Here is a 25054-nt window from a genome sequence, read left to right as displayed (position 1 = left end):
GACAAGGCCGAACGGGTGGTCTTCGAGCGCCAGGAGCCACCCGCGCAGCCGGCCGAGCCTGAAAAGCCCGATGCCGCGAACGTGGCCGAGGCACCGCCTGGCGACGCGAGCAAGCCTGCGCGCAAGAAGAAGCCGGCGGGCGGCGAATCTTGAGCGATGGGAGGCTGTCGTGTCCGACCCCAGCGGGCTGACATGGGCAGCCACCCTCGTGTCGCTGGCGGTCGCTATCCCCACAGCGGGGCACGCGGTCATCTACAAGCGTGACCCTCGATCGGCCACGCTGTGGGTACTGCTGATCGCCTTGTTGCCGCTGGGCGGTTCGCTGCTGTATGGGCTATTCGGCATCAACCGTTACCAGCGGCGGGCGCGGCGGCTCTTCCCGGGGGCAGATCCTGCTGTTCGACAGGACCTCTCGCCCACGATACCCGACGCTGTATCGCCGCCACTTGCCGGTCTGGCCCACCTGGTGGGACGCGCCACCGGCCAGTCGCTGACCGGCGGCAACCGTATTGAGCCGCTTGTCGATGGCGAGCAGGCCTACCCGGCCATGCTCGCTGCCATCGAATCGGCGCGGCACAGCGTCGCGCTGGCTTCGTACATCTTCGACGGCCAAGGCATCGGGGCGCAGTTCGTCGATGCGCTGCGCCGGGCTCATGAGCGCGGCGTGCAAGTGCGGGTGCTGATCGACGATGTCTATGCCCGCTGGACGCCCGGCAGCGCCTACCGTGCCTTGCAGCGCGCCGGCGTTCCGGTGGCGACGTTCAACCCGACATTGATTCCCGCGCGCCTGCATGCCGCGCATCTGCGCAATCACCGCAAGCTGCTGGTGATCGATGGCGAGACGGGTTTCACCGGCGGCATGAATATCTCCAGCCCGTATTGGCGGCCCGATGCACCGGGCCAGGCCTGTCACGATTTGCACTTTCGTCTGCGCGGGCTGGTGGTAGAGCATCTGATGCGGAACTTCACTGATGATTGGTGCGATACCACGGGCGAGCGGCTCAGCAAGGGTTTCTGGGGCGAACCGCCCGCAACGGCTGATGAGCAAGGAACCTCTTGGGCGCGCGGCATAGAGGCCGGTCCCGATGAGGCCCTGGACAGGATGCGCTGGACCTTCATGGGCGCTTTGAGCGCGGCGAAGCATTCGGTGCGCATCTGGACACCTTACTTCGTCCCCGATCAGCCGATGATCGCGGCGCTAAGCACGGCCGCGTTGCGCGGCGTGCGTATCGACGTGCTAACGCCCGCAAACGGCGACCATCCCACGGTGCAATGGGCCGCGCGCGCCCACTACTGGCAGGTGCTGGAGCATGGTGTGCGCATCTTCGAACGGCCTGGCCCGTTCGACCACAGCAAGCTGATGGTGGTAGACGCAGCGTGGTGCTGCCTGGGTTCGGCCAATTGGGATGCGCGCAGTTTGCGCCTCAACTTCGAGTTCAATGTGGAGGTGTACGACACCGCGTTGTCTACGCGGCTGTCATCCCTTTTTGATGCCGCTCGTGATGCCTCGGGCGAGATATCGGCGAAGGCGTTGCGCGCCCACCCGCTGGCCATCCGCTTGCGCGACGGGGTGGCCCGTCTGTTCACCCCTATTCTCTAGCGACACGACTTGCGAGGTACCCTGCCCATGGAAAAGAAAGATCAATGGAACATTGGCTACTGGATCGTCGCGGGTCTGTTGCTGCTGATGCTGCAGAACCAATGGCAGGCGGCCAAGACCGTCGAGCCCGTGCCCTACAGCGAATTCGAGAAGGCGCTGGCCGAGGGGCGCGTCGCCGAAGTGCTGGTGTCGGACCGCACGGTGACCGGGCGCCTGAAATCGCCGGACAGCCGGGGCAAGACCACCATCGTGGCCACCCGTGTCGAACCCGACCTGGCCGAGCGGCTGTCCAAGTACGAGGTGCCCTATACGCGGGTGGTGGAAAGCACCTGGCTGCGTGATGTGCTCTCCTGGATTCTGCCGGCGGTGGCCTTCTTCGGCGTCTGGTTCTTCCTGTTCCGCCGCTTCGCCGCGAAGCAGGGCATGGGTGGCTTCCTGAGCATCGGCAAGAGCCGTGCCAAGGTATTCATGGAGAAGAACACTGGCGTGACCTTTGCCGATGTCGCTGGCGTCGATGAAGCCAAGGCGGAGTTGGTTGAGATCGGCGATTTCCTCAAGAATCCGCAGGAGTATGGACGGCTCGGAGCGCGCATCCCCAAGGGCGTGTTGCTGGTGGGCCCGCCCGGCACGGGCAAGACCCTGCTGGCCAAGGCCGTGGCGGGTGAGGCCGGGGTGCCGTTCTTCTCCATCTCAGGCTCGGAGTTCGTCGAGATGTTCGTCGGCGTGGGTGCGGCGCGCGTGCGCGACCTGTTCGAACAGGCGCGTGCGCAGGCGCCGGCGATCATCTTCATTGATGAGCTGGATGCTTTGGGTCGCGCACGCGGTGCCGGAGGCCCCATCGGCGGACACGACGAGCGTGAGCAGACGCTGAACCAGTTGCTCACCGAAATGGATGGCTTCGACAGCTCGGTCGGGCTGATCATCCTTGCAGCCACCAACCGGCCCGAAATCCTCGATCAGGCCTTGCTTCGCGCCGGTCGCTTCGACCGGCAGGTGCTGGTGGACCGTCCCGACAAGACAGGTCGCCTGGATATCCTGAAGGTCCATGTCAAGAAGATCACCCTGGCCCAAGGTGTAGGTCTGGAACAGGTGGCGGCGCTGACCACCGGCTTTTCCGGCGCTGATCTGGCCAATCTCGTGAACGAAGCAGCGCTGAACGCGACGCGGCGCAAGGCGCAAGCTGTGGAACTGCAAGACTTCACCGCCGCCATCGAGCGCATCGTGGCCGGCCTGGAAAGGAAGAACCGTGTGCTCAATCCGAAGGAGCGGGAAACCGTGGCCTATCACGAGATGGGACATGCGCTGGTGGCGCTGGCGCTGCCCGGCACCGATCCGGTACACAAGATTTCAATCGTGCCGCGTGGCATCGGTGCACTCGGCTACACCCTGCAGCGGCCCACCGAAGACCGATTTCTGATAACACGTGCTGACCTGGAGCACAAGATCGCCGTGCTCCTGGGAGGGCGCGCGGCTGAGAAGCTCGTGTTTGGCGAGCTGTCCACAGGGGCTTCAGACGATCTCGCGCGGGCCACCGACATCGCCCGCGACATGATTACGCGCTTCGGCATGGATGAGGGCTTGGGGTACGTTGCTTTTGAGGCACAGAGGCCGCGTTTTCTTGATGCGCCTGAACTGGTACAGGGTGGCTGCCGGGTAGCCGAATCGACTCAGACACGCATCGACCAAGCCATCCGTGACATCGTGATGGGTGTGTTTGAACGTGCATACCGAATTCTCGAAATTAACCGAGAAGTGCTGGAGCGGTGCGCGCGCGAACTGCTCGCACGGGAAACGCTGGATGAATACAGCATCCGGGAACTGACGCAAGGGCTACATCTCGAATCCCCAGGCCCAACTGCCGGAGCCATGACTTCCTCTGTGTCCCAAGGACCCACCTCATGAGTGACGGCGTTCATATCGTCTGCCCACACTGCCAATCCATCAATCGCGTGCCAGCCAACAAGTTGGCAGAGAAGCCCAATTGCGGGCGGTGCCAGCACCCGCTGTTCACCGGAGAAACCATCGAGCTGACCACAGCGACGGTAGAGGACATCACCGATCTCAAGAGGGTCGAGCAGGCGCTGAACGCTATGCGCCTACAGCGAGAAGAGTTGGCCAGCCACGTTCCCGGTATGCTTTACCAATACCGTCTTCGTCCGGACGGCAGCTCGCACTTCCCTTATGCCAGCGCGAGGATACAGGAAATATACGGGGTTGCACCGGAGGATGTTGTTGAAGATGCCACTCCTGTGTTCGCGGCGCTCCATCCTGAAGACCGCGACCGTGTGCATGAAACCATACAGGCGTCGGGGCAGTCACTCGCGCTTTGGCATGACGAGTACCGGGTGCAGTTTCCAGACGGTCGGGTGATCTGGGTCGAAGGCGAGGCGTCGCCTGAAGCCATGCCTGATGGGAGCATCCTCTGGCACGGCTATATCCATGATGTCACCTCACGCAGAAGATCCGCGGAAGAGCTTCGCCTTGCGGCAACAGTTTTTGAGCACGCAGGAGAGGGCATCCTCGTTACGGACGCTCAAGGCCACATTGTCAACGTCAATCGGGCGTTTACCGTGATCACTGGTTATGCGCGGGAGGAAGTAGTGGGCCAGACACCTCGTCTGCTCGAGTCCGATCGCTATGACGATGAGTTCTATCAGACCGTTTGGCAGGCTCTGCGTGAGCACGACTACTGGCACGGAGAGCTCTGGTGCCGACGCAAGAACGGCAGTCAGTTTGCCGCGCTGCTGACGATCAGTGCAGTCCCGGATATGCGGGGCCATATCGAGCATTACGCAGCCATGTTTTCCGACATCACAGCGCTGAAGGAGAACCAGCAACAGCTTGAACGCGTTGCTCATTACGACCTGCTCACCGGCTTGCCCAATCGACTATTGCTTGGAGACCGCCTTAAGCAGGCCATTCGTCAGACACGTCGGCGTGGCATGCACCTGGCGGTTGTCTTTATCGATCTGGATGGATTCAAGAAGGTCAACGACCAGCACGGCCACGCAGTCGGCGACAAATTGCTGTCCGTCCTGTCCAGGCGTATGGCGCAGGTGTTGCGCGAAGACGATACCTTGGCCCGTCTTGGTGGTGATGAGTTTGTCGCTGTTCTGCTCGACCTGCCGGATATTTCCGTCAGCGTACCGATTCTCGATCGCCTGATCGAGGTGGCTGCACAGCCCGTACCGATTGGTGACGCACTGTGCGAGGTGAGCGCGAGTATCGGTGTGAGCTACTACCCGCAAGGCGAAGATATCGACGCCGACCAACTGCTGCGGCAGGCAGATCAGGCTATGTATCGTGCCAAGCAAGCTGGCAAGAATCGATATCACGTTTTCGATACGGAGAAGGATCGTACGCTGCGCACCCGTCACGAAGAATTTGACAGCATAGAGAATGCACTTGCCAATGGGCAGTTTCTGCTTTATTTCCAACCTAAGGTCAACATGCGCACCGGTGAGGTGCTGGGCGCCGAGGCCTTGATCCGCTGGCAACATCCGACGCGTGGCTTGTTATCTCCTGCCTCCTTCATACCCATCATTGAGAACCATCCGCTCGGGATTGACGTGGGGGAATGGACCATCGAGGCTGCGTTGACCCAGACCGAAGTTTGGCGCAAGGCCGGCCTTCATGTCCCGATCAGCGTGAATATCGGTGCGCGGCACTTGCTGCAACCGGACTTCATCATGCATCTACGTGGTATGTTGTCACGACATCCCGGCGCCCAGCCGCAAAACCTTGAGCTGGAAATCCTCGAAACCAGCGCCGTGGAGGACTTCGTTCAAGTGTCTCAGTTGATGGCGCAGTGCGAGAGGATGGGGTTGCGTTTTGCCCTCGACGATTTCGGCAGCGGCTATTCATCGCTGGCCTATCTGAAGCGCCTGCCCGCGCACCTGCTCAAGATCGACCAAGGTTTTATACGCGACATGCTCGAGGATCCGGACGATATCGCCATCCTGGATGCGCTACTGGCACTGGCAAGGTCGTTTGGCAGGAACTGCATCGCGGAGGGAGTCGAATCCATTCAGCATGGTGAAATGCTGCTGCGTATGGGATGCGAGTGGGGCCAGGGTTATGCCATCGGGCATCCGATGCCGGCGCATGGATTCGAGCAATGGCTAGACACCTGGCAGGTACCCTTATCCTGGAAGGGATTCAAACCTGACAGTCGCTCCGCGCTGCCCGTGCCGTTCACATACGTCGACCACCGGGTCTGGATTTCCCAGATGATCGACTACCTGTCAGGTAAGACCCAAGTGCCGCCTCAACCCGAAGCACTCCAATACTGGCGGGATCAAAGTGGCCGCCCTACGTTCTTCGGCAAGGATCCTGATGATCAGGTCGATGTCCTGCATCAGAGCATCCAGCAGTTAGCGCACACCCTGAGTGAAATGAAAAAAGCCGGCCGTGTCGAGGCATTGAGGGCTGGCATCGACAAGTTGCAACATTTGCAGGCAGATCTGCTGGGATTGCTGCCGCCGGACCAGAAGCCGGATTGATGCCGTGCATGGGACGAAGGGTTGACGTGCAAGAGGCTGATCCACCCATCGGCGGCGCCACGGGCGCGCAGGGCATTATGCGCTGGGTGGCTTCGCAATTGCCCCGGTGATGCAGGTGTAATCGAGTCGTCTTATCGGACACCCCGTTCCATTAACGTTTCATTGAAAGAGAGAGCACAGCGCTTATGAATAAAGAATCTGACCACAAGGCCCTTGACGAGATGCGCTCCCAGTGGCGGTTGATGACGGTTTACGAGCGCTTCGAGCAGGTCGTTGCCATGACGCTTTCGGGCCTTATCGCGGTGGTAATTGTGATCTCGCTGATTCAGTTGATTCGGCTCGTCTTCACGATGCTCGTCATGGATGCGCTGAATCCACTGGATCATAAGGTTTTCCAGCTGGTGTTCGGTGCCACCATGACGCTGCTGATCGCGATGGAATTCAAGCATTCGATCGTCAAAGTGGCTTTGCGCAAGGAAAGCATCATCCAGGTCAAGACCGTCATTCTGATCGCGATTCTGGCACTGGCCCGCAAGTTCATCATCCTAGAACCCGACGTTGATCCTGCCAAAGTGGCTGTGCTGGCGGGGACGGTACTGGCGTTGGGGCTGACCTATTGGCTCATGCGTGAACGCGACGACCGGAAGACCGAGTGATTGAACCATGGCTCTTTATAGTCTAGTGGTCCATGCGGTTAATTCTGTAACTTTCAGCCGTCACACAAGCGTTGTGGGCAAGGCGCGCGAGCGCAGGACTGGCCGTAGCCAATTCAAGCGAGCGCAGCACAGAAGCTCTGAAAGTTACGGAATTAACCGCATGGACCACTAGATATGTATCTTCGGCGGTGCCATCTTCCCTGCGAAAAATCAAGCGATACTGTTTGTTTACCCGGATTGAACACCAGCCAGCCTCAATGCTCGGATATTACAATTGAAGCAGATACAGGGTTCCCAGTTTCCCACTTATCCCGGTTTGGAATTGGGTGATCAGGAGCCGGCTCTGAAAAAAAATGACAAATATTTGCACTTTTTCGCAGTTTTTTGCACTCAGTAGGTGCTCCAAAATGTATATAAGTTATTGTTTTTAAATGGTGTGTTAGATTCTGCACCGGTAAATAACCCGGTCAGAAAGACGACCCCGGTTCCTGTAGAAACCTCAATTCTTCCTCCGTACTCTCTCTCCCGAGTATTTCATTGCGATGAGGATAACGTCCGAACCGCTCAATGATTTCCCAGTGGCGAATTTCGAACGTGAGGCTGTTCTCCAATCCCGGCTGATCGAACAGCGTCAGCGCCTGCTGATGAATCACCGCCGATTCACTGTGCATATAAGGCATATATAAGAAAGCCCTGGCCTGTGGCTCCAGCGCGTGGTCTGCCCCCTGCCGCACCGCCTCCTGGGCTAACACCAGCGCCAGGGCGTCCTGAGCGAACGCCTCCGGTCGATCCCGGTAGATATTGCGGGAGAACTGATCGAGCACGATGACCTCTGCCAACCGACCTTCTGGCGTGTCTCGCCAAGCCCATAACTCGCCACGCTTGGCCTGCTCCAACAGGTGTCCAAACCGGGCGTCTATCGCCTCATCCAGCGCGGAATCCTTCTTGAACCACTGACTGGGCATCAGCTCTTCGAACCAGAACTGAAATACCGTTCGGGCATTCTGTGGCTTTTTGGGCAGGGACATGGGCTATCCAGGGACTTGGGCAAAGACGGTTCCGACCTATTACGAATCAGTTGCTCTACCGACTGAGCTATTGCTCCGTTCAATTTATTTAATAGCAGCCTTCGACGGTAATCAATCCCAGACGGCCTTTTCGACCACTCCGTAAGTTATTCACACTTGTGGACAATAGTTACCCACAGGTAAAAACGACTTCAAACGGTAAACTTACAACGGTTATCCACACTTACTCACAGGTTTCCCCCATAACCGATTGATTTTCCGTGAGTTCATTCTGTATCTGGGGATAACCCTGTGAACGTCTGGGGGTAAAAGCTGGCGATGAAATTGGGGATAACTCGAGCTTTGCCGGTTTTCTGTATAACTCGGCTTTTCGTCACCAGCTTGCGGTCAGCTTGTCAGCCCCTTACCCGGGCTTTGTCCCGTGGGTTACTATCTCGGTAAGTCATTGTCTGAAAATCGGTTTTCAGACTTATACACAGAATTTTGGCTCACCATTAGTAGTAACAGCATTAAATACTTAACTAACTTATCTATTAACTTATTTACTTAATACTTATTTGTATAACTGATTAATTTGACTTTGTTTAGAAACTGAACAACTTTTGTACAAATCCGATTCAGGCCCTATAATGCTCGCCCTTTTTCACCGGTACGGCCCCGGAGGCCTCCAGTTATGATTTACCCCGAGCGCTTTGACGTTATCGTCATCGGCGGCGGTCACGCCGGCACCGAAGCCTGTCTGGCGGCCGCTCGCATGGGCTGTAAAACCCTCCTGCTCACCCATAACGTCGATACCCTGGGGCAAATGTCCTGCAACCCGGCCATTGGTGGGATCGGCAAAAGCCATCTGGTGAAAGAAATCGACGCCCTCGGTGGCGCCATGGCCATGGCGACCGACCGTGCCGGTATCCAGTTCCGGGTGTTGAACTCACGCAAAGGGCCTGCGGTGCGCGCGACCCGTGCCCAGGCGGATCGGGCGCTGTACAAAAGCGCCATCCGAAACCAGCTCGAAAACCAGCCGAATCTGAGTATTTTTCAGCAGGCGGCGGATGATCTGATCGTCAACGGTGACACCGTCGAGGGCGTCGTCACCCAGATGGGATTGAAATTTCTGGCGCCTACCGTGGTGTTGACGACCGGGACCTTCCTTGGCGGCAAGATTCACATTGGTCTGGAAAACCATGCCGGTGGCCGCGCGGGTGATCCGCCGGCACAGACTCTGGCGGCCCGCTTGCGGGAGCTGCCTCTGCGCGTTGATCGCCTGAAAACCGGCACCCCGCCGCGAATCGATGCCAAAAGTGTGGATTTCAGTGAGCTTCAGGAGCAATGGGGCGACGAGCCCAGACCGGTCATGTCCGCCCGGGGCTCACGGGACTGGCACCCACAGCAGGTGTGCTGCTGGATCACCCATACCAACGAGCGCACCCACGACATCATCCGTGGCGGGCTGGACCGCTCCCCCATGTATTCCGGAGTGATCGAGGGGATTGGCCCGCGCTACTGCCCGTCGATCGAAGACAAAATCCATCGGTTTGCGGACAAATCCTCGCACCAGGTCTTTATCGAGCCCGAGGGTCTGAACACCCGGGAGCTCTACCCCAATGGCATTTCCACCAGTCTGCCGTTCGATGTGCAACTGGAACTGGTGCGTTCGATCAAAGGCTTTGAAAACGCCCACATCACCCGCCCGGGCTATGCGATTGAATACGATTACTTCAATCCCCAGGACCTGAATTACAGCCTGGAAACCAAGGCCATTTCAGGCCTGTACTTTGCCGGGCAGATCAACGGCACCACCGGCTACGAGGAAGCCGGCGCCCAGGGGCTGCTCGCGGGCATCAACGCCGCCCGCCGCGCCCGGGATCTCGACGCCTGGTGCCCACGCCGCGATGAAGCCTACATCGGCGTGCTGGTGGACGACCTGATCACCATGGGCACCCAGGAGCCCTACCGGATGTTCACCAGCCGGGCGGAATATCGTCTGCTGCTGCGCGAAGACAACGCCGACCTGCGCCTGACCGAACAGGCCCGGGCCATGGGCCTGATTGACGACGACCACTGGGCGCAATTCTGCCGCCAGCGCGATGGCATTGCCCTCGAGCAGGAGCGCCTGAAAACCACCTGGGTTCAGGCCGGTTCCGACGCCGCCAAGGCACTGGAAAGCAAAATTGACGCCCCGCTCAACCGGGAATACAGCCTGTTTGAACTGCTCAAGCGCCCGCAGCTGAACTACCCCGACGTGGCGGGCCTGAAAGGCGAACCGGTGGCGGATGAGCGCGTTGCGCTACAGGTAGAAATAGATGCCAAGTATTCGGGCTACATCGATCGCCAACAGGACGAAATCAATCGCCTGCGCGCCCACGAGCAGACCCTGATTCCGACCGAATTCGATTTCGACAAGGTCGAGGGCTTGTCCAACGAAGTGAAGCAGAAACTGAGTGCCGCCCGACCGGAAACCCTGGCTCGGGCCTCGCGCATACCGGGCGTGACCCCGGCGGCGGTGTCGCTGCTGCTGATTCACCTGAAAAAGCGCGGACTGCTGCAGCGGGAGACCTCCCAAGCCTCATGAGCGAACCCCTGAAGGCCCGGCTGACGGCGGGCATTGCCGAGCTGGGCCTGACCATTACCGAACACCAGACGGAGCAACTGCTGACTTACCTGCAGGAGTTCCACAAGTGGAACCGGGCCTACAACCTGTCCGCGGTACGCGACATCGACGCCATGCTCGACCGGCACCTGCTCGACAGCCTGAGCGTACTGGCCCATGTGCAGGCCAGAACCCCCCGGCGGCTGATCGACGTGGGTACCGGAGGCGGCCTGCCCGGCATCCCCCTGGCCATCGCCCTACCCGATTGCCAGATCACCCTGCTCGACAGCAACGGCAAGAAAACCCGTTTTCTCTTCCACATCAAAACCCTGCTCAAACTGAACAACGTCACGGTGGAAAACCGCCGCGTCGAACAGTTCCGGCCCGACCAACCGTTCGACATCGTGATCAGCCGCGCCTTTGCCAGCCTGTCAGACATGGTATCCGGGTGTGAGCACTTACTTTCGTCAGGAGGCCTGTTTATGGCCATGAAAGGGGTGTATCCAGAGGCTGAATTGGCGGAAGTGGAAGGTCGGGTTGAGCTGGTTCAGAGCCACCCGTTGCAGGTCCCCGGCAATGAGGGGGAGCGGCATTTGTTGGAGATGAGGTTGAGTTAGTACGTCCAGGGCAATCACGCCCGGGCCGATGCAGGGAGTTGGAAGACGCCGCTGCGCGACTTATCCGCCCGGCATTTGAGGGTCTATCAAGTTCTGTTACGGCGGGTGCGCTTCGCTTACCCGCCCTACGCGACCGGATGCCATTTGCCGCCAGTTTGCAGCCGGATCCACACCACTGAGGGGCGGTGCGGGGTAACCCCTTTCAAGACCGTGGAGCCGGGGACCGGCGATTCGAGCCTACAGGGATGTATGTACGGCGTGTCTTGAAAGGGGTTACCCCGCAGCGGCCCGGACGTGATGCGCCCACCATCAAAAACAATCCGGACTTGTCCCCGAGGGCCGCTTGCCACACAATACCCGGCTTTGATCCTGTTTCTCGAATAATCCAAAGGATAACGCTTTGACCCGAATCTACGCGGTAGCCAACCAGAAAGGCGGGGTGGGCAAAACCACCACCTGCGTCAACCTGGCCGCCTCCCTGGTGGCGACGAAAAAACGCGTCCTGCTGGTGGACCTGGACCCCCAGGGCAACGCCACCATGGGCAGTGGTGTGGACAAAAGCGAACTGGAACTGACCGTTTACGACGTACTCACCCGCCGGGCCGACGCCCGCGAATGCCTGCAGACCTCCGAATCCGGACAGTTCAAACTCCTGCCCGCCAACGGCGACCTCACCGCCGCCGAAGTGGAAATGCTCTCCCTGGACGGCAAAGAACGCCTCCTGTGGGACGGCCTGCAACCGATCAAAGACGAATTCGACTACATCATCATCGACTGCCCGCCCTCGCTCAACATGCTCACGGTCAACGCCCTGACCGCCTGCGACGGCGTGATCATCCCCATGCAGTGTGAATACTACGCGCTGGAAGGACTCTCGGCCCTGATGAACACCATTGGCCGAATTCAGGAACTGCTCAACCCCAACCTGAAAATCGAAGGCCTGCTGCGCACCATGTACGACCCGCGCAACAGCCTGACCAACGACGTTTCCGCCCAGCTCTCCCAGCACTTTGGCGACCGGCTCTACCGGACCTGCATTCCGCGCAACGTGCGTCTGGCCGAAGCGCCCAGTTACGGGCAGCCGGTGCTCAGCTACGACCGCCAATCCAAGGGGGCAATCGCCTACCTGGCACTGGCGGGGGAAATCATCCGGCGCAACGAAAACGACGAGAAGGCCGCTGCTCACGCAGCGCACTCCTGAAGCAACCATCACTGAATTACAGCAAATCATCAGCAGGGCAAGGTAATGGCGGGAAAACGCAAAGGCTTAGGCAAAGGCTTGGATGCCCTTCTGGGGGCGGGCGTGACGCCGGCTCCGGCGGATACACCCACTCCGGATTCGCCCCAGGCCGTCGAGGAAGCACTGGCCGATGGCCGGCTCGCCCACATTCCGGTGGAAATGATTCAGCGCGGGCGCTACCAGCCCCGTCGCGACATGCACCCCGAGGCACTGGAAGAGCTGGCGGACTCCATCAAAGCCCAGGGCGTGATGCAGCCGATCGTGGTCCGGCTTATCGCCCCGGAAAAATACGAAATCATCGCCGGTGAACGTCGCTGGCGAGCCACTCAACTGGCGGGTCTGGACAAGATTCCCGCGGTCATCCGGGATGTGCCCGATGAAGCGGCCATTGCCATGGCGCTGATCGAAAACATTCAGCGCGAAGATCTCAACCCGATCGAAGAGGCCATGGCCCTCAAGCGGCTGCAGGAAGAATTTGAGCTGACCCAGGGCGAAGTGGCCCAGGCGGTAGGCAAATCCCGCACCACGGTGACCAACCTGTTGCGCCTGATTGCCCTGACCGAGGAAGTCAAAACCATGCTCGAGCATGGCGACCTGGAAATGGGCCACGCCCGGGCCCTGCTCACTCTGGAGCCCGAAGATCAGCGGGTGGCGGCCCGTCAGGTGGTCGGCAAGGCCCTATCGGTCCGGCAAACCGAGACCCTGGTACGCAATCTTCAGGAGCAGAAGCACAAGAATACGGTAAAACCGGCCGCACCCTCGGCGGATATTCGCCGCCTGGAGGAGCAGCTTTCGGAGACATTGGGCGCCGGTGTGGCCATTCAACACACGGCCAAGGGCAAAGGCAAGCTGGTAATCAATTACAACAATCTGGACGAGCTCGACGGCATTCTCGCTCACATCAAATAGCGAGTTTTTTGAGTAATCGGTCAAAACGGCAAAAAGTGAGAATTATCCGATAATTAGCGGCGTTGTAAATGCTTCCGACTCAGGTTGAAGCGGGGGGGCTTTATCCCTATAATGCTGCGGCCCGGTCGCTTGGCGTCTGGGCTGGACACTCAGGTCGAACAGACGAGCTTTTGATAAACGCCACGCCATCACGACAGCGCCGACCACAGTCGATTGCCCGGCCTCCGGTTCTTTCNCGCTTGTTGTTGTTCTGGCTGCTGCTGTTCATCGCNGCNGGGGGCATTTGGCTGTTTGAGANCCGACTGGGCCTGTCAGNGCTCTGGGGNATTGCGGTCAGCGCNCTCCCNGGCGCCTGTTTTGCCTGGTACAGTTTNCGCCGCTTGGGCGGTGCCCGGCAGTCCGGAGCCGCGGTGCAAGCCATTTACCGGGCGGAAACCATCAAGTTTTTACTCACGGCGGCACTGTTTNCGGCTGTGTTTATGCAGGTGAAAGAGATTCATCTGGCGGCATTTTTTATCGCATTTGCCGGTGCACACNTGGGCGCCAGTCTGGTCACCGCCCGCACCCTGGCGCGTCACCAGGGCTAGGTTGAACTCACACAAAGAGACTATTTGGATGGCAGCGGAAGAGTACACTCCCACAACTACCGAGTATATTCAGCACCACCTGACCAACTGGACCTATGGCAAACTGCCGGAAGGCTCCTACTGTGACGGCTATCAGGTGCAGGAAACCACCGGCTGGACGGTGGCCAAATGTTCCGAAGCCATGTCTGCNATGGGATTCAATGCCATTCACCTCGACTCCATGGCCTGGTCCATCGGTCTCGGTCTGTTGTTTATCGGCGTTTTCCGCTGGGCGGCCAAAAANGCCCACGCGGGGGTTCCCACCGGTCTGCTGAACTTTGTTGAAATCATCATCGAGTTCATCGACAAAACCGTCAAAGACGGCTTCCAGCACAAAAACGCCATGATCGCCCCGCTCGCCCTGACCATNTTTGTCTGGGTGTTCCTGATGAACCTGATGGACCTGGTGCCGGTGGACTGGATTCCNTCCCTGGCCATGTGGATCGCCGGCGACAGTCACTTCTACTTCAAGATCGTGCCCACCACCGATCCGAACATCACCCTGTCCATGGGCTTTACCGTATTCCTGCTGATGATCGGCTTCAGTATCGTCAAAAAAGGCTTTATGGGGTTCGTCAAAGAACTGACCCTGCACCCTTTCCATACCGACAAGTGGTATGTGAACCTGCTGCTGATTCCGATCAACTTTGCNCTGGAGTCCATTGCCCTGATCGCCAANCCGATTTCTCTGGGCCTGCGACTGTTCGGCAACCTCTATGCGGGTGAAATGATTTTTATCCTGATCGCCACCATGTATTCCGCCGGCCTGATCATCGGTATTTTCGGCGGCTTCCTGCAGTGGGGTTGGGCGGTGTTCCACATTNTGGTGATTACCCTGCAGGCCTTCGTATTCATGGTGTTGACCATCGTGTACATGGCCATGGCGCACCATGTGGAAGACGAAGACCAGTTTACGCACTAACGTTTTGAACAACTCACTTATCTTTTTTTAAAACTGAGGAGAACTACCATGGGTATGGCACTGATTGCTGTTGCACTGTTGATTGGCCTGGGCGCACTGGGTACCGCTATCGGCTTCGCTCTGTTGGGCGGTAAGCTGCTGGAAGGTTCCGCTCGTCAGCCGGAACTGGCTCCGATGCTGCAGGGCAAAATGTTCCTGATCGCCGGTCTGTTGGACGCCGTTCCGATGATTGGTGTAGGTATCGCCATGTACATCCTGTTCGTTACCGTACCGGGCCTGGCGTAAGACCTCGCGAACTCCCAGANACCCGATCCGTNTGCATCACCGGTTGTGANCCGCACACGGTTAAAGCCAAAAGCGTTACTGGAACAGAGGTTATCGGCGTGAACATTAATTTGACCCTAATCGGACAGTCCATCGCGTTTATTTTCTTCGTGCTGTTCTGCATGAAGTACGTGTGGCCGTTCATCACCGACGCAATGGCCGAGCGTCAGAAGCGCATTGCGGATGGCCTGGCCGCCGCGGATCGCGCCGACAAGGATCTGGAACTGGCGAAAGAAAAAGCCGCCAAGACNCTGCGCGAAGCCAAACAGGAAGCGGCCGGTATCGTCGAGTCCGCCAATAAGCGCGCCGCCAAGCTTGTTGAAGAAGCCAAAGACCAGGCTCGGGTAGAAGCCGAGCGTATCCGGTCCGCGGCCGAAGCCGAAGTGGAGCAGGAAGTGAACCGTGCCAAAGAGAAGCTGCGTGGCCAAGTGTCCCAGTTGGCTCTGCTCGGTGCACAGAAAGTGCTGGAAGCGGAAATTGACGAGTCCAAGCACAAGTCCATGATCGACAAACTGGCTGCCAATCTTTAAGTGAGGTGAACTGTGGCTGAACTGACTACCCTCGCCCGACCCTATGCCAAAGCGGCGTTTCAATACGCGCTGGACGCACAGGATCTGAGCGGTTGGGCCCAGCAACTGGCGACTCTGGCCGGCGCCAGCCAATACGGCACCATGGCCGATCGTATCGCGTCACCGTCACTGTCGGCCCAACAACAGGCCGATGTTCTGATCGAGGCCTGCGGTGACGAACTGAGCCAGCCAGTGCGCAACTACGTTCAGCTTCTGGCCCAGAACAAGCGTCTGATTTTGTTGCCGGAAATTCAGCAACTGTTCGAGGCGTTCAAGCACGCCCAGGAGCAGTCGGTGGATGTCGAGCTGACCACCGCCTTCACCCTGGCGGATGCCGAGCAGGAAAAACTGGCTCAGGCTCTCAGCGACAAGCTCAAGCGCAAAATCAGCGTCCGGGCCCAGGTCGACGAACAGCTTCTGGCGGGCGTTATCGTTAAAGCAGGTGATTTGGTCATCGACGGCTCGATGCGCGGTCGGTTAGAAAAACTCGCCAAAGCAATCAATTCGTAGGATTGAGGAAAAAAGCATGCAGCAGCTGAATCCATCCGAGATTAGCGACATTATCAAGCAGCGCATCGACAAACTCGATGTGTCCGCCGAAGCCCGCAACCAGGGCACGGTGGTTTCCGTGTCCGACGGCATCGTGCGTATTCACGGCCTGATGGACGTGATGTACGGCGAGATGATCGAATTTGAAGGCGGTCGTTTCGGTATGGCACTGAACCTGGAGCGCGACTCCGTCGGTGCNGTAATTCTGGGCGACTACCTGGGTGTGGCCGAAGGCCAGACCTGTAAGTGCACCGGTCGTATTCTGGAGGTGCCGGTAGGCCCCGAGCTGGAAGGCCGCGTNATCGATGCACTGGGTAACCCGATCGATGGTAAGGGTCCGGTTGACACCAAAGAAACCGACGCCATTGAAAAAGTGGCTCCCGGTGTTATCTGGCGTCAGTCCGTTGACCAGCCGGTTCAACTGGGTCTGAAAGCGGTTGACTCCATGGTGCCGATCGGTCGCGGTCAGCGTGAGCTGATCATTGGTGACCGTCAGATCGGTAAATCCGCCATTGCGGTGGACGCCATCATCAACCAGAAAGACTCCGGCATTAAGTGTATCTACGTGGCCATCGGCCAGAAGGCGTCCTCCATTGCGTCCGTGGTTCGCAAGCTGGAAGAGCACGGCGCCATGGATCACACCGTTGTGGTGGCTGCCACCGCTTCGGATCCGGCGGCCATGCAATACCTGGCGGCCTTCGCCGGTTGTACCATTGGTGAGTACTACCGCGACCGCGGTCAGGACGCACTGATCATCTATGATGACCTGACCAAGCAGGCCTGGGCCTATCGCCAGATCTCCCTTCTGCTGCGTCGTCCGCCGGGCCGTGAAGCCTACCCGGGTGATGTATTCTACCTGCACTCGCGTCTGCTTGAGCGCGCTGCACGAGTCAGTGCCGATTACGTCGAGAAGTTCACCAATGGTGAAGTGAAAGGCAAAACCGGCTCACTGACCGCGCTGCCGATCATTGAAACCCAGGCCGGTGACGTATCGGCGTTCGTACCGACGAACGTGATCTCCATTACCGACGGTCAGATCTTCCTGGAAACCTCGATGTTCAACTCGGGCATCCGTCCGGCGATGAACGCCGGTATCTCGGTATCCCGTGTAGGTGGTTCCGCACAGACCAAAGTGATCAAGAAACTGTCCGGTGGTATTCGTACCGCTCTGGCTCAGTACCGCGAACTGGCGGCTTTCTCCCAGTTTGCCTCTGATCTGGATGAAGCCACCAAGGCTCAGCTGGAGCACGGTGAGCGCGTGACCGAGCTGATGAAGCAAAACCAGTACTCGCCGATGAGCATCGCCCAGATGGCGCTGGTTCTGTTCTGCGCCAACGAAGGCTATCTGCAAGACGTGGAAGTAAACAAGGTTCTGGACTTTGAAAGTGCCCTGCTCTCCTACGCTGAAAGTGAAGGTGCCGACCTGTTGAAAGAAATCAACGAAACCGGCAACTGGAACGATGAGCTGCAAGGCAAGATGAAAGCCCTGGTGGACAAGTTCAAATCCACCCAGACCTGGTAAGACCGGCGGTGCCGAAAGGCACCGCTTCATTCACGCTTGAGGGCCTTTGAGTATGGCAGGCGCAAAAGAGATTCGGACGCAGATTTCGAGCATTAAAAGCACGCAGAAAATTACCAGCGCGATGGAAATGGTCGCCGCGAGTAAGATGCGTAAAGCTCAGGAGCGTATGGAGCGGGGCAAGCCCTATGCCCAGCGCATGCGTGCCGTGGTCGGTCACCTGGCCAACGCCAACCCCGAATACAAGAACCGCTACATGGAAGAGCGCGAAGTCAAACGGGTGGGCTACATCATTGTCTCCAGTGACCGCGGTCTGTGTGGTGGCCTGAACGTCAACGTGTTCAAGGCCGCACTCAAGTCCATGAAGTCCTGGTCCGACCAAGGTGTCGCAGTGGATCTTTGCTTGCTGGGTGCCAAAGCCGGTGCGTTTTTCAACAGCCACGGCGGCAATGTGGTAGCCAGCGCACGCGATCTGGGTGAGGCGCCGACCGTCGCTTCCCTGATTGGCAGCGTCAAGGTCATGCTGGACGCGTTTGGCGAAGGCAAGATCGACAAGCTTTACCTGGTCGGTAACGAATTCATCAACACCATGACTCAGCAACCTGAAGTTCAGCAGTTGTTGCCACTGGTGGCCGAAGAAGACCAAAAGCTTCAGCACCACTGGGATTACCTGTACGAGCCGGACGCCGAGCAACTGCTCGACGGTCTGCTGATTCGTTATATCGAGTCTCAGGTGTATCAGGCCGTGGTTGAAAACGGCGCCTGTGAGCAGGCCGCGCGTATGGTGGCCATGAAGAGCGCCACCGACAACGCCGGTGACCTGATCAGTGACCTGCAACTGGTGTACAACAAAGCCCGTCAGGCCGCGATTACCCAGGAGCTGTCGGAAATTGTGGGCGGTGCCGCCGCCGTGGCCTCTTAAGGCCCAGAGCTGAGAACCCTTTTTTGAGTTAAAACCTTCAGTCTCAGGCTGCCCTCGTCATTCACTGACAGTCGGCCGGATCTGAAACCAAGAGGAACCGGAAATGAGTAGCGGACGTATCGTACAAATTATCGGCGCCGTGATCGACGTGGAATTCCCGCGCGATGCCGTGCCGCAAATCTATGATGCACTGAAAGTCACCGAGCAAGACCTGACTCTGGAAGTGCAGCAGCAACTGGGCGACGGCGTGGTACGCACCATTGCCCTGGGCTCCTCTGAAGGTCTGCGTCGTGGTCTGGATGTGAGCAACACCAAGGAGCCGATCAAGGTTCCGGTGGGCACCAAAACCCTGGGTCGTATCATGAACGTACTGGGCGACCCGATTGATGAAGCCGGCCCCATCGGTGAAGACGAGCGCATGCAGATTCACCGCGATGCCCCGGCGTACGAAGAACTGGCCGCGTCCAACGAGCTGCTGGAAACCGGCATCAAGGTGATCGACCTGGTATGCCCGTTCGCCAAGGGTGGTAAGGTTGGTCTGTTCGGTGGTGCCGGTGTGGGCAAGACCGTGAACATGATGGANCTGATCAACAACATCGCNAAAGAGCACTCTGGTCTGTCGGTNTTCGCNGGTGTNGGTGAGCGTACCCGTGAAGGTAACGANTTCTACCACGAAATGACCGACTCCAAGGTTGTNGACAAGGTAGCGATGGTTTACGGCCAGATGAACGAGCCACCGGGTAACCGTCTGCGTGTTGCGCTGACCGGNCTGACCATGGCCGAGAAGTTCCGCGACGAAGGTAAGGACGTTCTGCTGTTNATCGANAACATCTACCGNTACACCCTGGCGGGNACCGAAGTATCGGCGCTGCTGGGTCGTATGCCGTCCGCNGTAGGTTATCAGCCGACNCTGGCTGAAGAGATGGGTGTTCTGCAGGAGCGTATTACCTCCACCAAGACCGGCTCCATTACCTCNGTNCAGGCCGTATACGTACCCGCGGATGACCTGACTGACCCGTCTCCGGCGACNACNTTNGCNCACCTGGANTCNACNGTNGTANTGAGCCGNGANATTGCCTCNAANGGTATNTANCCGGCCATTGANCCGCTGGACTCCACCTCTCGTCAGNTGGACCCGCTGATCATTGGTCAGGAGCACTANGAAGTGGCTCGCGGTGTTCAGACCGTACTGCAGCGCTATAAAGAGCTGAAGGACATCATCGCNATTCTGGGTATGGATGAGCTGTCAGAAGAGGACAAGCTGACCGTATCCCGGGCCCGTAAAATCGAGCGTTTCCTGTCCCAGCCGTTCCACGTGGCCGAAGTGTTCACCGGTTCTCCGGGCGTTTACGTGTCNCTCAAGGACACCATTCGCAGCTTTAAAGGCATTCTNGACGGCGAGTACGATGATCTGCCGGANCAGGCGTTCTACATGGTTGGNACCATNGAAGAAGCCATCGAGAAAGCCAACAAGGCCAAGAAAAAGTAACCCGCCGGCCCGGCANTGCCGGGCCACTGGCCCTGAAGCGTTAGAGGCAGAAATATGGCTATGACAGTTCACTGCGATATTGTCAGTGCAGAGCGGGAAATCTTCTCCGGGTTGGTGAAGATGATCGTGGCCACCGGTNCNCTGGGTGACCTGGGTGTGACCTATGGTCACGCTCCTTTGCTGACCGGCCTNGAGCCGGGCCCGGTGCGCATCGTCAAGGACAATGGTGAGGAAGAGATTTACTACGTTTCCGGTGGTTATCTGGAAGTGCAGCCTTACCACGTCACCGTGTTGGCGGATACCGCCCTGCGCGCTGATGATATGGATGAAGCAGCCGCCCAGGAAGCCAAAGAANCCGCCCAGAAAGANCTCACCAACCAGTCTGGCGAGATCGACTACTCCAAGGCCGCGGTNCAGTTGGCGGAAGCCGCCGCTCAATTGCGTACNCTGCAGTCCATTCGCAAGAAGTTGGGCAGCAACAAGTAGGCCTCGCCGTGCATGGCATTGGCAACAGAAAAGGGTGGCTGNNCGGCCGCCCTTTTTTTACGTCCGTNACACTACGATTGTTCCCCCTAATTTGTCCTGATCAACGGTTTGTTGAAGGAGTCGCCGCATGACCACCCCCCTTGATATCGTNATTCTCGCTGCCGGTAAAGGCACCCGNATGCGNTCGAACNTGCCCAANGTGCTTCATCCCGTGGGCGGNCGCCCGNTGGTNCAGCATGTNATCGACAGCGCCCGGGCNCTGGGCAGTGATCAGATTCTGGTGGTNGTGGGNCATGGCGCNGAACAGGTCGANGCCCGCATGGCGGCCGACGANATCCGCTTTGTGGCCCAGANCGAACAGCTGGGCACCGGCCACGCGGTGCTCCAGGCCNTNCCNCANTTNCGTGANGACGCGACGGTACTGATTCTNTACGGNGATGTGCCNCTGACNCAGGCNACNACNNTGGAAAAGCTGGCCCAGGCGGTGACCGACACCACCATCGGCCTGCTGACCGTGAANCTTCCCGACCCGGGAGCCTACGGACGTATCCTGCGCGATGCCGCCGGCCAGGTTGAGGCNATTGTTGAATACAAAGATGCCAACGACGAGCAGCGNCNGATCACTGAAATCAACACCGGNATNATGGCNGCNAAAGCCAAACACCTGCGCGAGTGGNTGCCGGCANTGAGTAACGATAANGCCCAGGGNGAGTACTACCTGACCGACATTATTGCCATGGCGCGCCAAAGTGGCCTGGGCATTCATGTGGCTCAGCCGNACACACCGGAAGAGGTNGAAGGCATCAANAATCGTCANCAGCAGGCGGCCCTCGANCGNTACTACCAGAGTCGTCAGGCGGAAGAGTTGATGGTCAANGGGGTCACNCTGATGGACCCGGCTCGATTTGANTGCCGTGGCNGGCTGACCGTCGGGCGGGATGTGGTCATTGATGTGAACTGCGTGTTTGAAGGCGAGGTCATGCTGGAAGATGGCGTGCACCTTGAACCCAACTGCTACCTGAAAGACTGCGTGATCGGCGCGGGCACTGAAGTCAAAGCCAACTCGGTGATTGAGGGNGCACGGGTATCCAGCCANTGCGCCATCGGGCCCTTNGCGCGTCTGCGCCCNGGNACCTTNCTNGCCGATGGNGCCAAGGTCGGCAACTTTGTGGAAATCAAGAAAGCGACCATTGGCGAAGGCAGTAAGGTCAACCATCTNAGCTACATCGGCGACAGCAAGGTCGGCTCCGGTGTGAATGTCGGCGCCGGCACGATTACCTGTAACTACGACGGGGTCAACAAATTCCTCACGGAAATCGGGGACAATGCNTTTATCGGTTCCAACAGCGCGCTGGTGGCGCCGGTCAAGTTGGGCAAGAACACNACGGTGGGTGCNGGGTCGATCATCACCAAAGACGTTCCCGATGAGGANNTGGCGATNGCCCGCGGNCGNCAGCGNAACATTCAGGGCTGGCAGAGACCGAGTAAAAAAGACTGACTCAAAGAGTCACCNGAAAGGACGCNATATCAATGGCTAAATGGGTACCGGGGGCGATCATTCGTCNCCCANTTTCGCAGCATNTTCGGGCTGCTGTTGATTGTGGTTNTGNCGGTGGGCCTGTACGGCGCTTTCAGNCCGCTCCCCGAAGGTATCAGCNTGGAAGCCCCCGCCCGAGGGGCNACCCNGGTCCAGTTTCTNGCCGATCGGACCTATATCGATCAACAGGGTGAACGACAGACCGAGCAGCGCATTTTTGACGAGNTCTTCCGTCTGGTCGCTCAGGCAGAACGGTTCATTCTTGTGGACATGTTTCTGTTCAATGCCTACCAGGGGCAGATGAGCGACACTCACCGGGCGCTGTCCGACGAGTTGACCGACCGGCTTATCGCCCAAAAACGCCGTCACCCACAGATTCAGATTCTGGTGATCAGCGATCCCCTAAATACCTTGTACGGTGGTCTGCCCTCCCCTCACTTCCAACGGTTGGAAGCCGCCGGCATCTCGGTGACCTTGACCGACCTCACAAGGCTGCGCGACAGCAATCCCCTCTACTCCGCATTCTGGCGTCCCTTTATTCAACCCTGGGGAAACACCGAAACGGATACGCTACCTAATCCGTTTGGGGAGGGTCAGGTGTCTCTGCGCAGTTACCTGGCGTTGATCAACTTCAAGGCCAACCATCGAAAACTGATCATCGCGGATAACGACAACGAGCTGGCCGCCCTGGTCACATCGGCCAACCCCCACGACGGAAGCAGCGCCCACGGCAATGTCGCCTTGCGCTTCGGTGGTCCGGCGGCGTGGGACCTGCTCGACAGTGAAGCCGCCGTGCTTGCCTTCTCCGGCGGACCCGAGCCCAGGCCGTTCCTGGATCGACCTGAAGGTGAGGTTGCCGGTTCTCCCCTGTCGGTCCAGGTGGTGACTGAGCGTGCCGTCGAACGAACCGCTCTGGCCATCATCAACGGCGCGGCTGCGGGGGAGCGGTTGGACCTGGCAATGTTCTATTTATCGGACCGACACCTGGTTCGGGCTCTGCAGGAGGCCGCACAGCGCGGCGTCAAGGTGCGGGTGTTGCTCGACCCCAACAAAGACGCCTTCGGGCGCGAAAAAAATGGTGTGCCCAACCGCCCGGTCGCCCGAGAGCTGGTTAACGCCGGGGTAAAAGTGCGGTGGTGTGACACACACGGTGAGCAGTGCCACTCCAAATGGCTGATGCATCAAGACACCCGGAGCCAGGCACGGATTTTGTTGGGCTCCACTAATTTCACTCGCCGCAACCTGCACAACCTGAATCTCGAAACCAGCGTTGTACTGCGGGGATCTTCCGACTCTGAGCCGTTAACCGCAGCCGCGCAATGGTTTGATGATCGTTGGCATAACCGATCCGGCAACCAGTACAGCCTGGACTATGCCGCCTACGCCGATGACGGTCTGTGGTCCAGACTACTCTACCGAACCATGGAGGCAACTGGGATAAGCACTTTCTGACCTAACCAGGAAAGAACCCATAATTAGTTAGACAACGTTGTCCGTTGTAGGCTATGCTCCACCTTGGACCATGCCCCAAGTGGAGATCAATAATGATAGTACGTACCGTCCTGCTCCTGTCAGTCGCGCTTTTTGCCAGTGTGGGCAGCCTTGCCCAACCACTCAGCGACGCCCAATTAAAGGCATTTGCGGCCCAGACCGAATGGCGTTTTGCCGTGGTCAGCAACATCGGGGAAGATGGCCCGGAAGCCCGAATTCGGCTGCACAACCGTTCCGACGTGGCACTGCCGGAGGGCACCGGTGACTGGCGGTTGTATTTCCACTCGGTGCGTCGGGTGAGTGACACCACCGTATCCGGCCTGCATTTGACCCATGTCCAGGGGGATTTACACCGGGTAGCGCCTACCGAGGACTTCCCGGGCCTCGCCCCGGGAGAGTCCCTGGAGCTGTTCTATCAACCCTCCTCGGCCATGGCGGCCTATACCGACTTTATGCCTCGCGCCTTCATTCATCGCCCGGGTAGCGAACCTGCGGTTTTTGCCAATACCGACACCGAAGACATGAGCCGTTTTGTCGATGTATTCGACCGGGAGGCCCAGCAGCGTCGCTCGGCCCAGGATCAGGTGCCGATTGCCACCGCCGAGCGCCGCTACGAACGCAACCGGACCATCCACTCGCAGCGGGTGTCCGATCAGGCGGTGCGCCAGCGCATCATTCCCAAGCCGCTGTCCCTGGAAACCCATTGGGGCAGCGCGACTCTCTCGCCGGACTGGACAATTCACTACGCCGGTTGTCTGAGCTCAGAGGCTGACTACCTGGCGGAGCAGCTCTCGACGCTGTTCAATGCCGAATTCCCGAGTGCCGCGGACCATGAGTCGGTCTCGGGCCCCATTATCAGCCTGAGGGTGGAATCAGAGGATACCGACCTGCCGGAACAGGCGGAAAGCTACCGGCTGGAAATCGACGACGACCAGATCCGCATCACCGGTCGGGACAATGCCGGTGCCTTCTACGGCCTGCAGAGTCTGTTGAAGCTGTTGCCCGCCACGATGAACAGTGATTCAGTCACCCTGCCCAATCTCACCGTGCTCGATGCGCCCCGCGCCGGTTGGCGAGGGATGCACTACGACATGGGCCGCAACTTCCACGGCCAGGCCGTGACCCTGCGCCTGATCGAACAGATGGGCCGCTACAAGCTCAACAAGCTGCATCTGCACCTGACCGAGGACGAAGGCTGGCGCCTGGAAATCCCGGGCCTGCCCGAATTGACTGACGTTGGGGGCGAACGCTGCTTTGATCCGGAAGAGACCGACTGTCTGCTCACCCAACTGGGCACCGGGCCGCACAAAAGTGGCAGTGGCAATGGCTATTACACCCGGGACGATTTTATTGAGATTCTCGAGTACGCCGCCGCAAGGCACATTGTTCGGCGACAATTACGGTGGCCGGTCCGCGACAACTATCTTGGCCGGTTGAGTGACACAATCCCGTACCTGACATCCACCATAGGAGACGCAGGT

22 protein-coding genes are annotated in these 25054 nt (G+C 58.7%); 20 read left to right on the top strand and 2 right to left on the bottom strand.

Features of this window, described 5'->3' with window-relative positions:
* Positions 1–169: 169 nt before the first annotated feature.
* The 4 genes from CMG77_RS11920 to CMG77_RS11905 all read left to right on the top strand — a co-directional run bounded on the left by CMG77_RS11920 (position 170) and on the right by CMG77_RS11905 (position 6758).
* On the top strand, positions 170–1600 hold the full coding sequence (locus CMG77_RS11920) for a phospholipase D-like domain-containing protein (protein ID WP_286804903.1): 1431 nt from the start codon (positions 170–172) through the stop codon (positions 1598–1600).
* 27 nt (positions 1601–1627) lie between these two features.
* The gene (ftsH, locus tag CMG77_RS11915) at positions 1628–3502 is read left to right on the top strand and encodes an ATP-dependent zinc metalloprotease FtsH (RefSeq protein ID WP_286804901.1); all 1875 of its coding nucleotides are present in this window, start codon (positions 1628–1630) and stop codon (positions 3500–3502) included.
* Positions 3499–6102, top strand: a complete 2604-nt coding sequence (locus CMG77_RS11910) for an EAL domain-containing protein (protein WP_286804899.1) — start codon at positions 3499–3501, stop codon at positions 6100–6102. The genes ftsH and CMG77_RS11910 overlap by 4 nt, the downstream gene beginning before the upstream one ends.
* A gap of 185 nt (positions 6103–6287) precedes the next feature.
* The gene (locus tag CMG77_RS11905; protein ID WP_286804897.1) at positions 6288–6758 is read left to right on the top strand and encodes a phosphate-starvation-inducible PsiE family protein; all 471 of its coding nucleotides are present in this window, start codon (positions 6288–6290) and stop codon (positions 6756–6758) included.
* A 22-nt stretch (positions 6759–6780) separates the two neighbouring features.
* On the opposite strand, the gene CMG77_RS15955 is transcribed toward CMG77_RS11905, so the two are convergent.
* Both CMG77_RS15955 and CMG77_RS11900 read right to left on the bottom strand, forming a co-directional pair.
* Positions 6781–7017 (bottom strand): type II toxin-antitoxin system RelE/ParE family toxin, encoded by a 237-nt coding sequence (locus CMG77_RS15955; RefSeq protein WP_353743489.1) that lies wholly within the window; start codon positions 7015–7017, stop codon positions 6781–6783.
* A 208-nt stretch (positions 7018–7225) separates the two neighbouring features.
* Positions 7226–7786, bottom strand: coding sequence for a DUF924 family protein (locus tag CMG77_RS11900; protein WP_286804896.1), 561 nt, complete (start codon positions 7784–7786; stop codon positions 7226–7228).
* Between the two features lie 673 nt (positions 7787–8459).
* Between CMG77_RS11900 and mnmG the strand changes: the two genes are divergently transcribed.
* The 16 genes from mnmG to CMG77_RS11820 all read left to right on the top strand — a co-directional run.
* Positions 8460–10355: a tRNA uridine-5-carboxymethylaminomethyl(34) synthesis enzyme MnmG gene (gene mnmG, locus CMG77_RS11895; RefSeq protein ID WP_286804895.1), complete on the top strand. Its 1896-nt coding sequence runs from the start codon at positions 8460–8462 to the stop codon at positions 10353–10355.
* Complete coding sequence (gene rsmG / locus CMG77_RS11890) at positions 10352–10990, top strand: 16S rRNA (guanine(527)-N(7))-methyltransferase RsmG (RefSeq protein ID WP_286904598.1); 639 nt, start codon at positions 10352–10354, stop codon at positions 10988–10990. Before mnmG ends, rsmG begins: the two co-directional genes overlap by 4 nt.
* 400 nt (positions 10991–11390) lie before the next feature.
* Positions 11391–12191, top strand: coding sequence for a ParA family protein (locus tag CMG77_RS11885; protein ID WP_024461775.1), 801 nt, complete (start codon positions 11391–11393; stop codon positions 12189–12191).
* 45 nt (positions 12192–12236) lie between these two features.
* Entirely contained in the window at positions 12237–13139 is a 903-nt protein-coding gene (locus CMG77_RS11880; RefSeq protein WP_024461774.1) for a ParB/RepB/Spo0J family partition protein, read from the top strand.
* Positions 13140–13207: 68 nt separating this feature from the next.
* Complete coding sequence (locus CMG77_RS11875; protein ID WP_286904597.1) at positions 13208–13726, top strand: ATP synthase subunit I; 519 nt, start codon at positions 13208–13210, stop codon at positions 13724–13726.
* 28 nt (positions 13727–13754) lie between these two features.
* Positions 13755–14687 (top strand): F0F1 ATP synthase subunit A, encoded by a 933-nt coding sequence (gene atpB, locus CMG77_RS11870; protein ID WP_286904595.1) that lies wholly within the window; start codon positions 13755–13757, stop codon positions 14685–14687.
* A 48-nt stretch (positions 14688–14735) separates the two neighbouring features.
* Positions 14736–14972 carry a F0F1 ATP synthase subunit C gene (atpE, locus tag CMG77_RS11865; RefSeq protein WP_024461771.1) on the top strand — a complete coding sequence of 79 codons (237 nt, stop codon included), beginning with the start codon at positions 14736–14738 and terminating at the stop codon, positions 14970–14972.
* Positions 14973–15070: 98 nt separating this feature from the next.
* Positions 15071–15541, top strand: coding sequence for a F0F1 ATP synthase subunit B (locus tag CMG77_RS11860; RefSeq protein WP_024461770.1), 471 nt, complete (start codon positions 15071–15073; stop codon positions 15539–15541).
* Between the two features lie 12 nt (positions 15542–15553).
* Positions 15554–16090, top strand: coding sequence for a F0F1 ATP synthase subunit delta (locus CMG77_RS11855; protein WP_286804887.1), 537 nt, complete (start codon positions 15554–15556; stop codon positions 16088–16090).
* A 16-nt stretch (positions 16091–16106) separates the two neighbouring features.
* Complete coding sequence (gene atpA / locus CMG77_RS11850) at positions 16107–17651, top strand: F0F1 ATP synthase subunit alpha (RefSeq protein ID WP_024461768.1); 1545 nt, start codon at positions 16107–16109, stop codon at positions 17649–17651.
* A 52-nt stretch (positions 17652–17703) separates the two neighbouring features.
* Positions 17704–18570: a F0F1 ATP synthase subunit gamma gene (atpG, locus tag CMG77_RS11845; RefSeq protein WP_123638757.1), complete on the top strand. Its 867-nt coding sequence runs from the start codon at positions 17704–17706 to the stop codon at positions 18568–18570.
* Between the two features lie 103 nt (positions 18571–18673).
* A complete protein-coding gene (atpD, locus tag CMG77_RS11840; RefSeq protein WP_286904593.1) occupies positions 18674–20059 on the top strand; it encodes a F0F1 ATP synthase subunit beta in 1386 nt (461 codons plus the stop codon).
* Between the two features lie 54 nt (positions 20060–20113).
* Positions 20114–20545: a F0F1 ATP synthase subunit epsilon gene (locus tag CMG77_RS11835; protein WP_286904591.1), complete on the top strand. Its 432-nt coding sequence runs from the start codon at positions 20114–20116 to the stop codon at positions 20543–20545.
* Between the two features lie 127 nt (positions 20546–20672).
* The gene (glmU, locus tag CMG77_RS11830; RefSeq protein WP_286904589.1) at positions 20673–22043 is read left to right on the top strand and encodes a bifunctional UDP-N-acetylglucosamine diphosphorylase/glucosamine-1-phosphate N-acetyltransferase GlmU; all 1371 of its coding nucleotides are present in this window, start codon (positions 20673–20675) and stop codon (positions 22041–22043) included.
* 309 nt (positions 22044–22352) lie between these two features.
* Positions 22353–23534, top strand: a complete 1182-nt coding sequence (locus CMG77_RS11825; RefSeq protein ID WP_286904601.1) for a phospholipase D-like domain-containing protein — start codon at positions 22353–22355, stop codon at positions 23532–23534.
* A gap of 92 nt (positions 23535–23626) precedes the next feature.
* On the top strand, positions 23627–25054 hold a 1428-nt coding region (locus tag CMG77_RS11820), incomplete at its 3' end, for a carbohydate-binding domain-containing protein (RefSeq protein WP_286904587.1).

The sequence above is a fragment of the Marinimicrobium sp. genome, from assembly GCF_002695945.1.
Classification (GTDB): Bacteria; Pseudomonadota; Gammaproteobacteria; order Pseudomonadales; family Cellvibrionaceae; genus Marinimicrobium; species Marinimicrobium koreense.
The sequence above is the reverse complement of the archived record's forward strand: the minus strand, read 5'-3'. Positions and strand labels throughout refer to the sequence as shown.

Bases quoted from the DNA above. Each gene is read 5' to 3' on its own strand.
- ftsH (WP_286804901.1), top strand. From the start codon at position 1,628: ATGGAAAAGAAAGATCAATGGAACATTGGCTACTGGATCGTCGCGGGT.
- CMG77_RS11910 (WP_286804899.1), top strand. From the start codon at position 3,499: ATGAGTGACGGCGTTCATATCGTCTGCCCACACTGCCAATCCATCAAT.
- CMG77_RS11905 (WP_286804897.1), top strand. From the start codon at position 6,288: ATGAATAAAGAATCTGACCACAAGGCCCTTGACGAGATGCGCTCCCAG.
- CMG77_RS11900 (WP_286804896.1), bottom strand. From the start codon at position 7,786: ATGTCCCTGCCCAAAAAGCCACAGAATGCCCGAACGGTATTTCAGTTC.
- mnmG (WP_286804895.1), top strand. From the start codon at position 8,460: ATGATTTACCCCGAGCGCTTTGACGTTATCGTCATCGGCGGCGGTCAC.
- rsmG (WP_286904598.1), top strand. From the start codon at position 10,352: ATGAGCGAACCCCTGAAGGCCCGGCTGACGGCGGGCATTGCCGAGCTG.
- CMG77_RS11880 (WP_024461774.1), top strand. From the start codon at position 12,237: ATGGCGGGAAAACGCAAAGGCTTAGGCAAAGGCTTGGATGCCCTTCTG.
- atpE (WP_024461771.1), top strand. From the start codon at position 14,736: ATGGGTATGGCACTGATTGCTGTTGCACTGTTGATTGGCCTGGGCGCA.
- atpG (WP_123638757.1), top strand. From the start codon at position 17,704: ATGGCAGGCGCAAAAGAGATTCGGACGCAGATTTCGAGCATTAAAAGC.
- CMG77_RS11825 (WP_286904601.1), top strand. From the start codon at position 22,353: ATGTTTCTGTTCAATGCCTACCAGGGGCAGATGAGCGACACTCACCGG.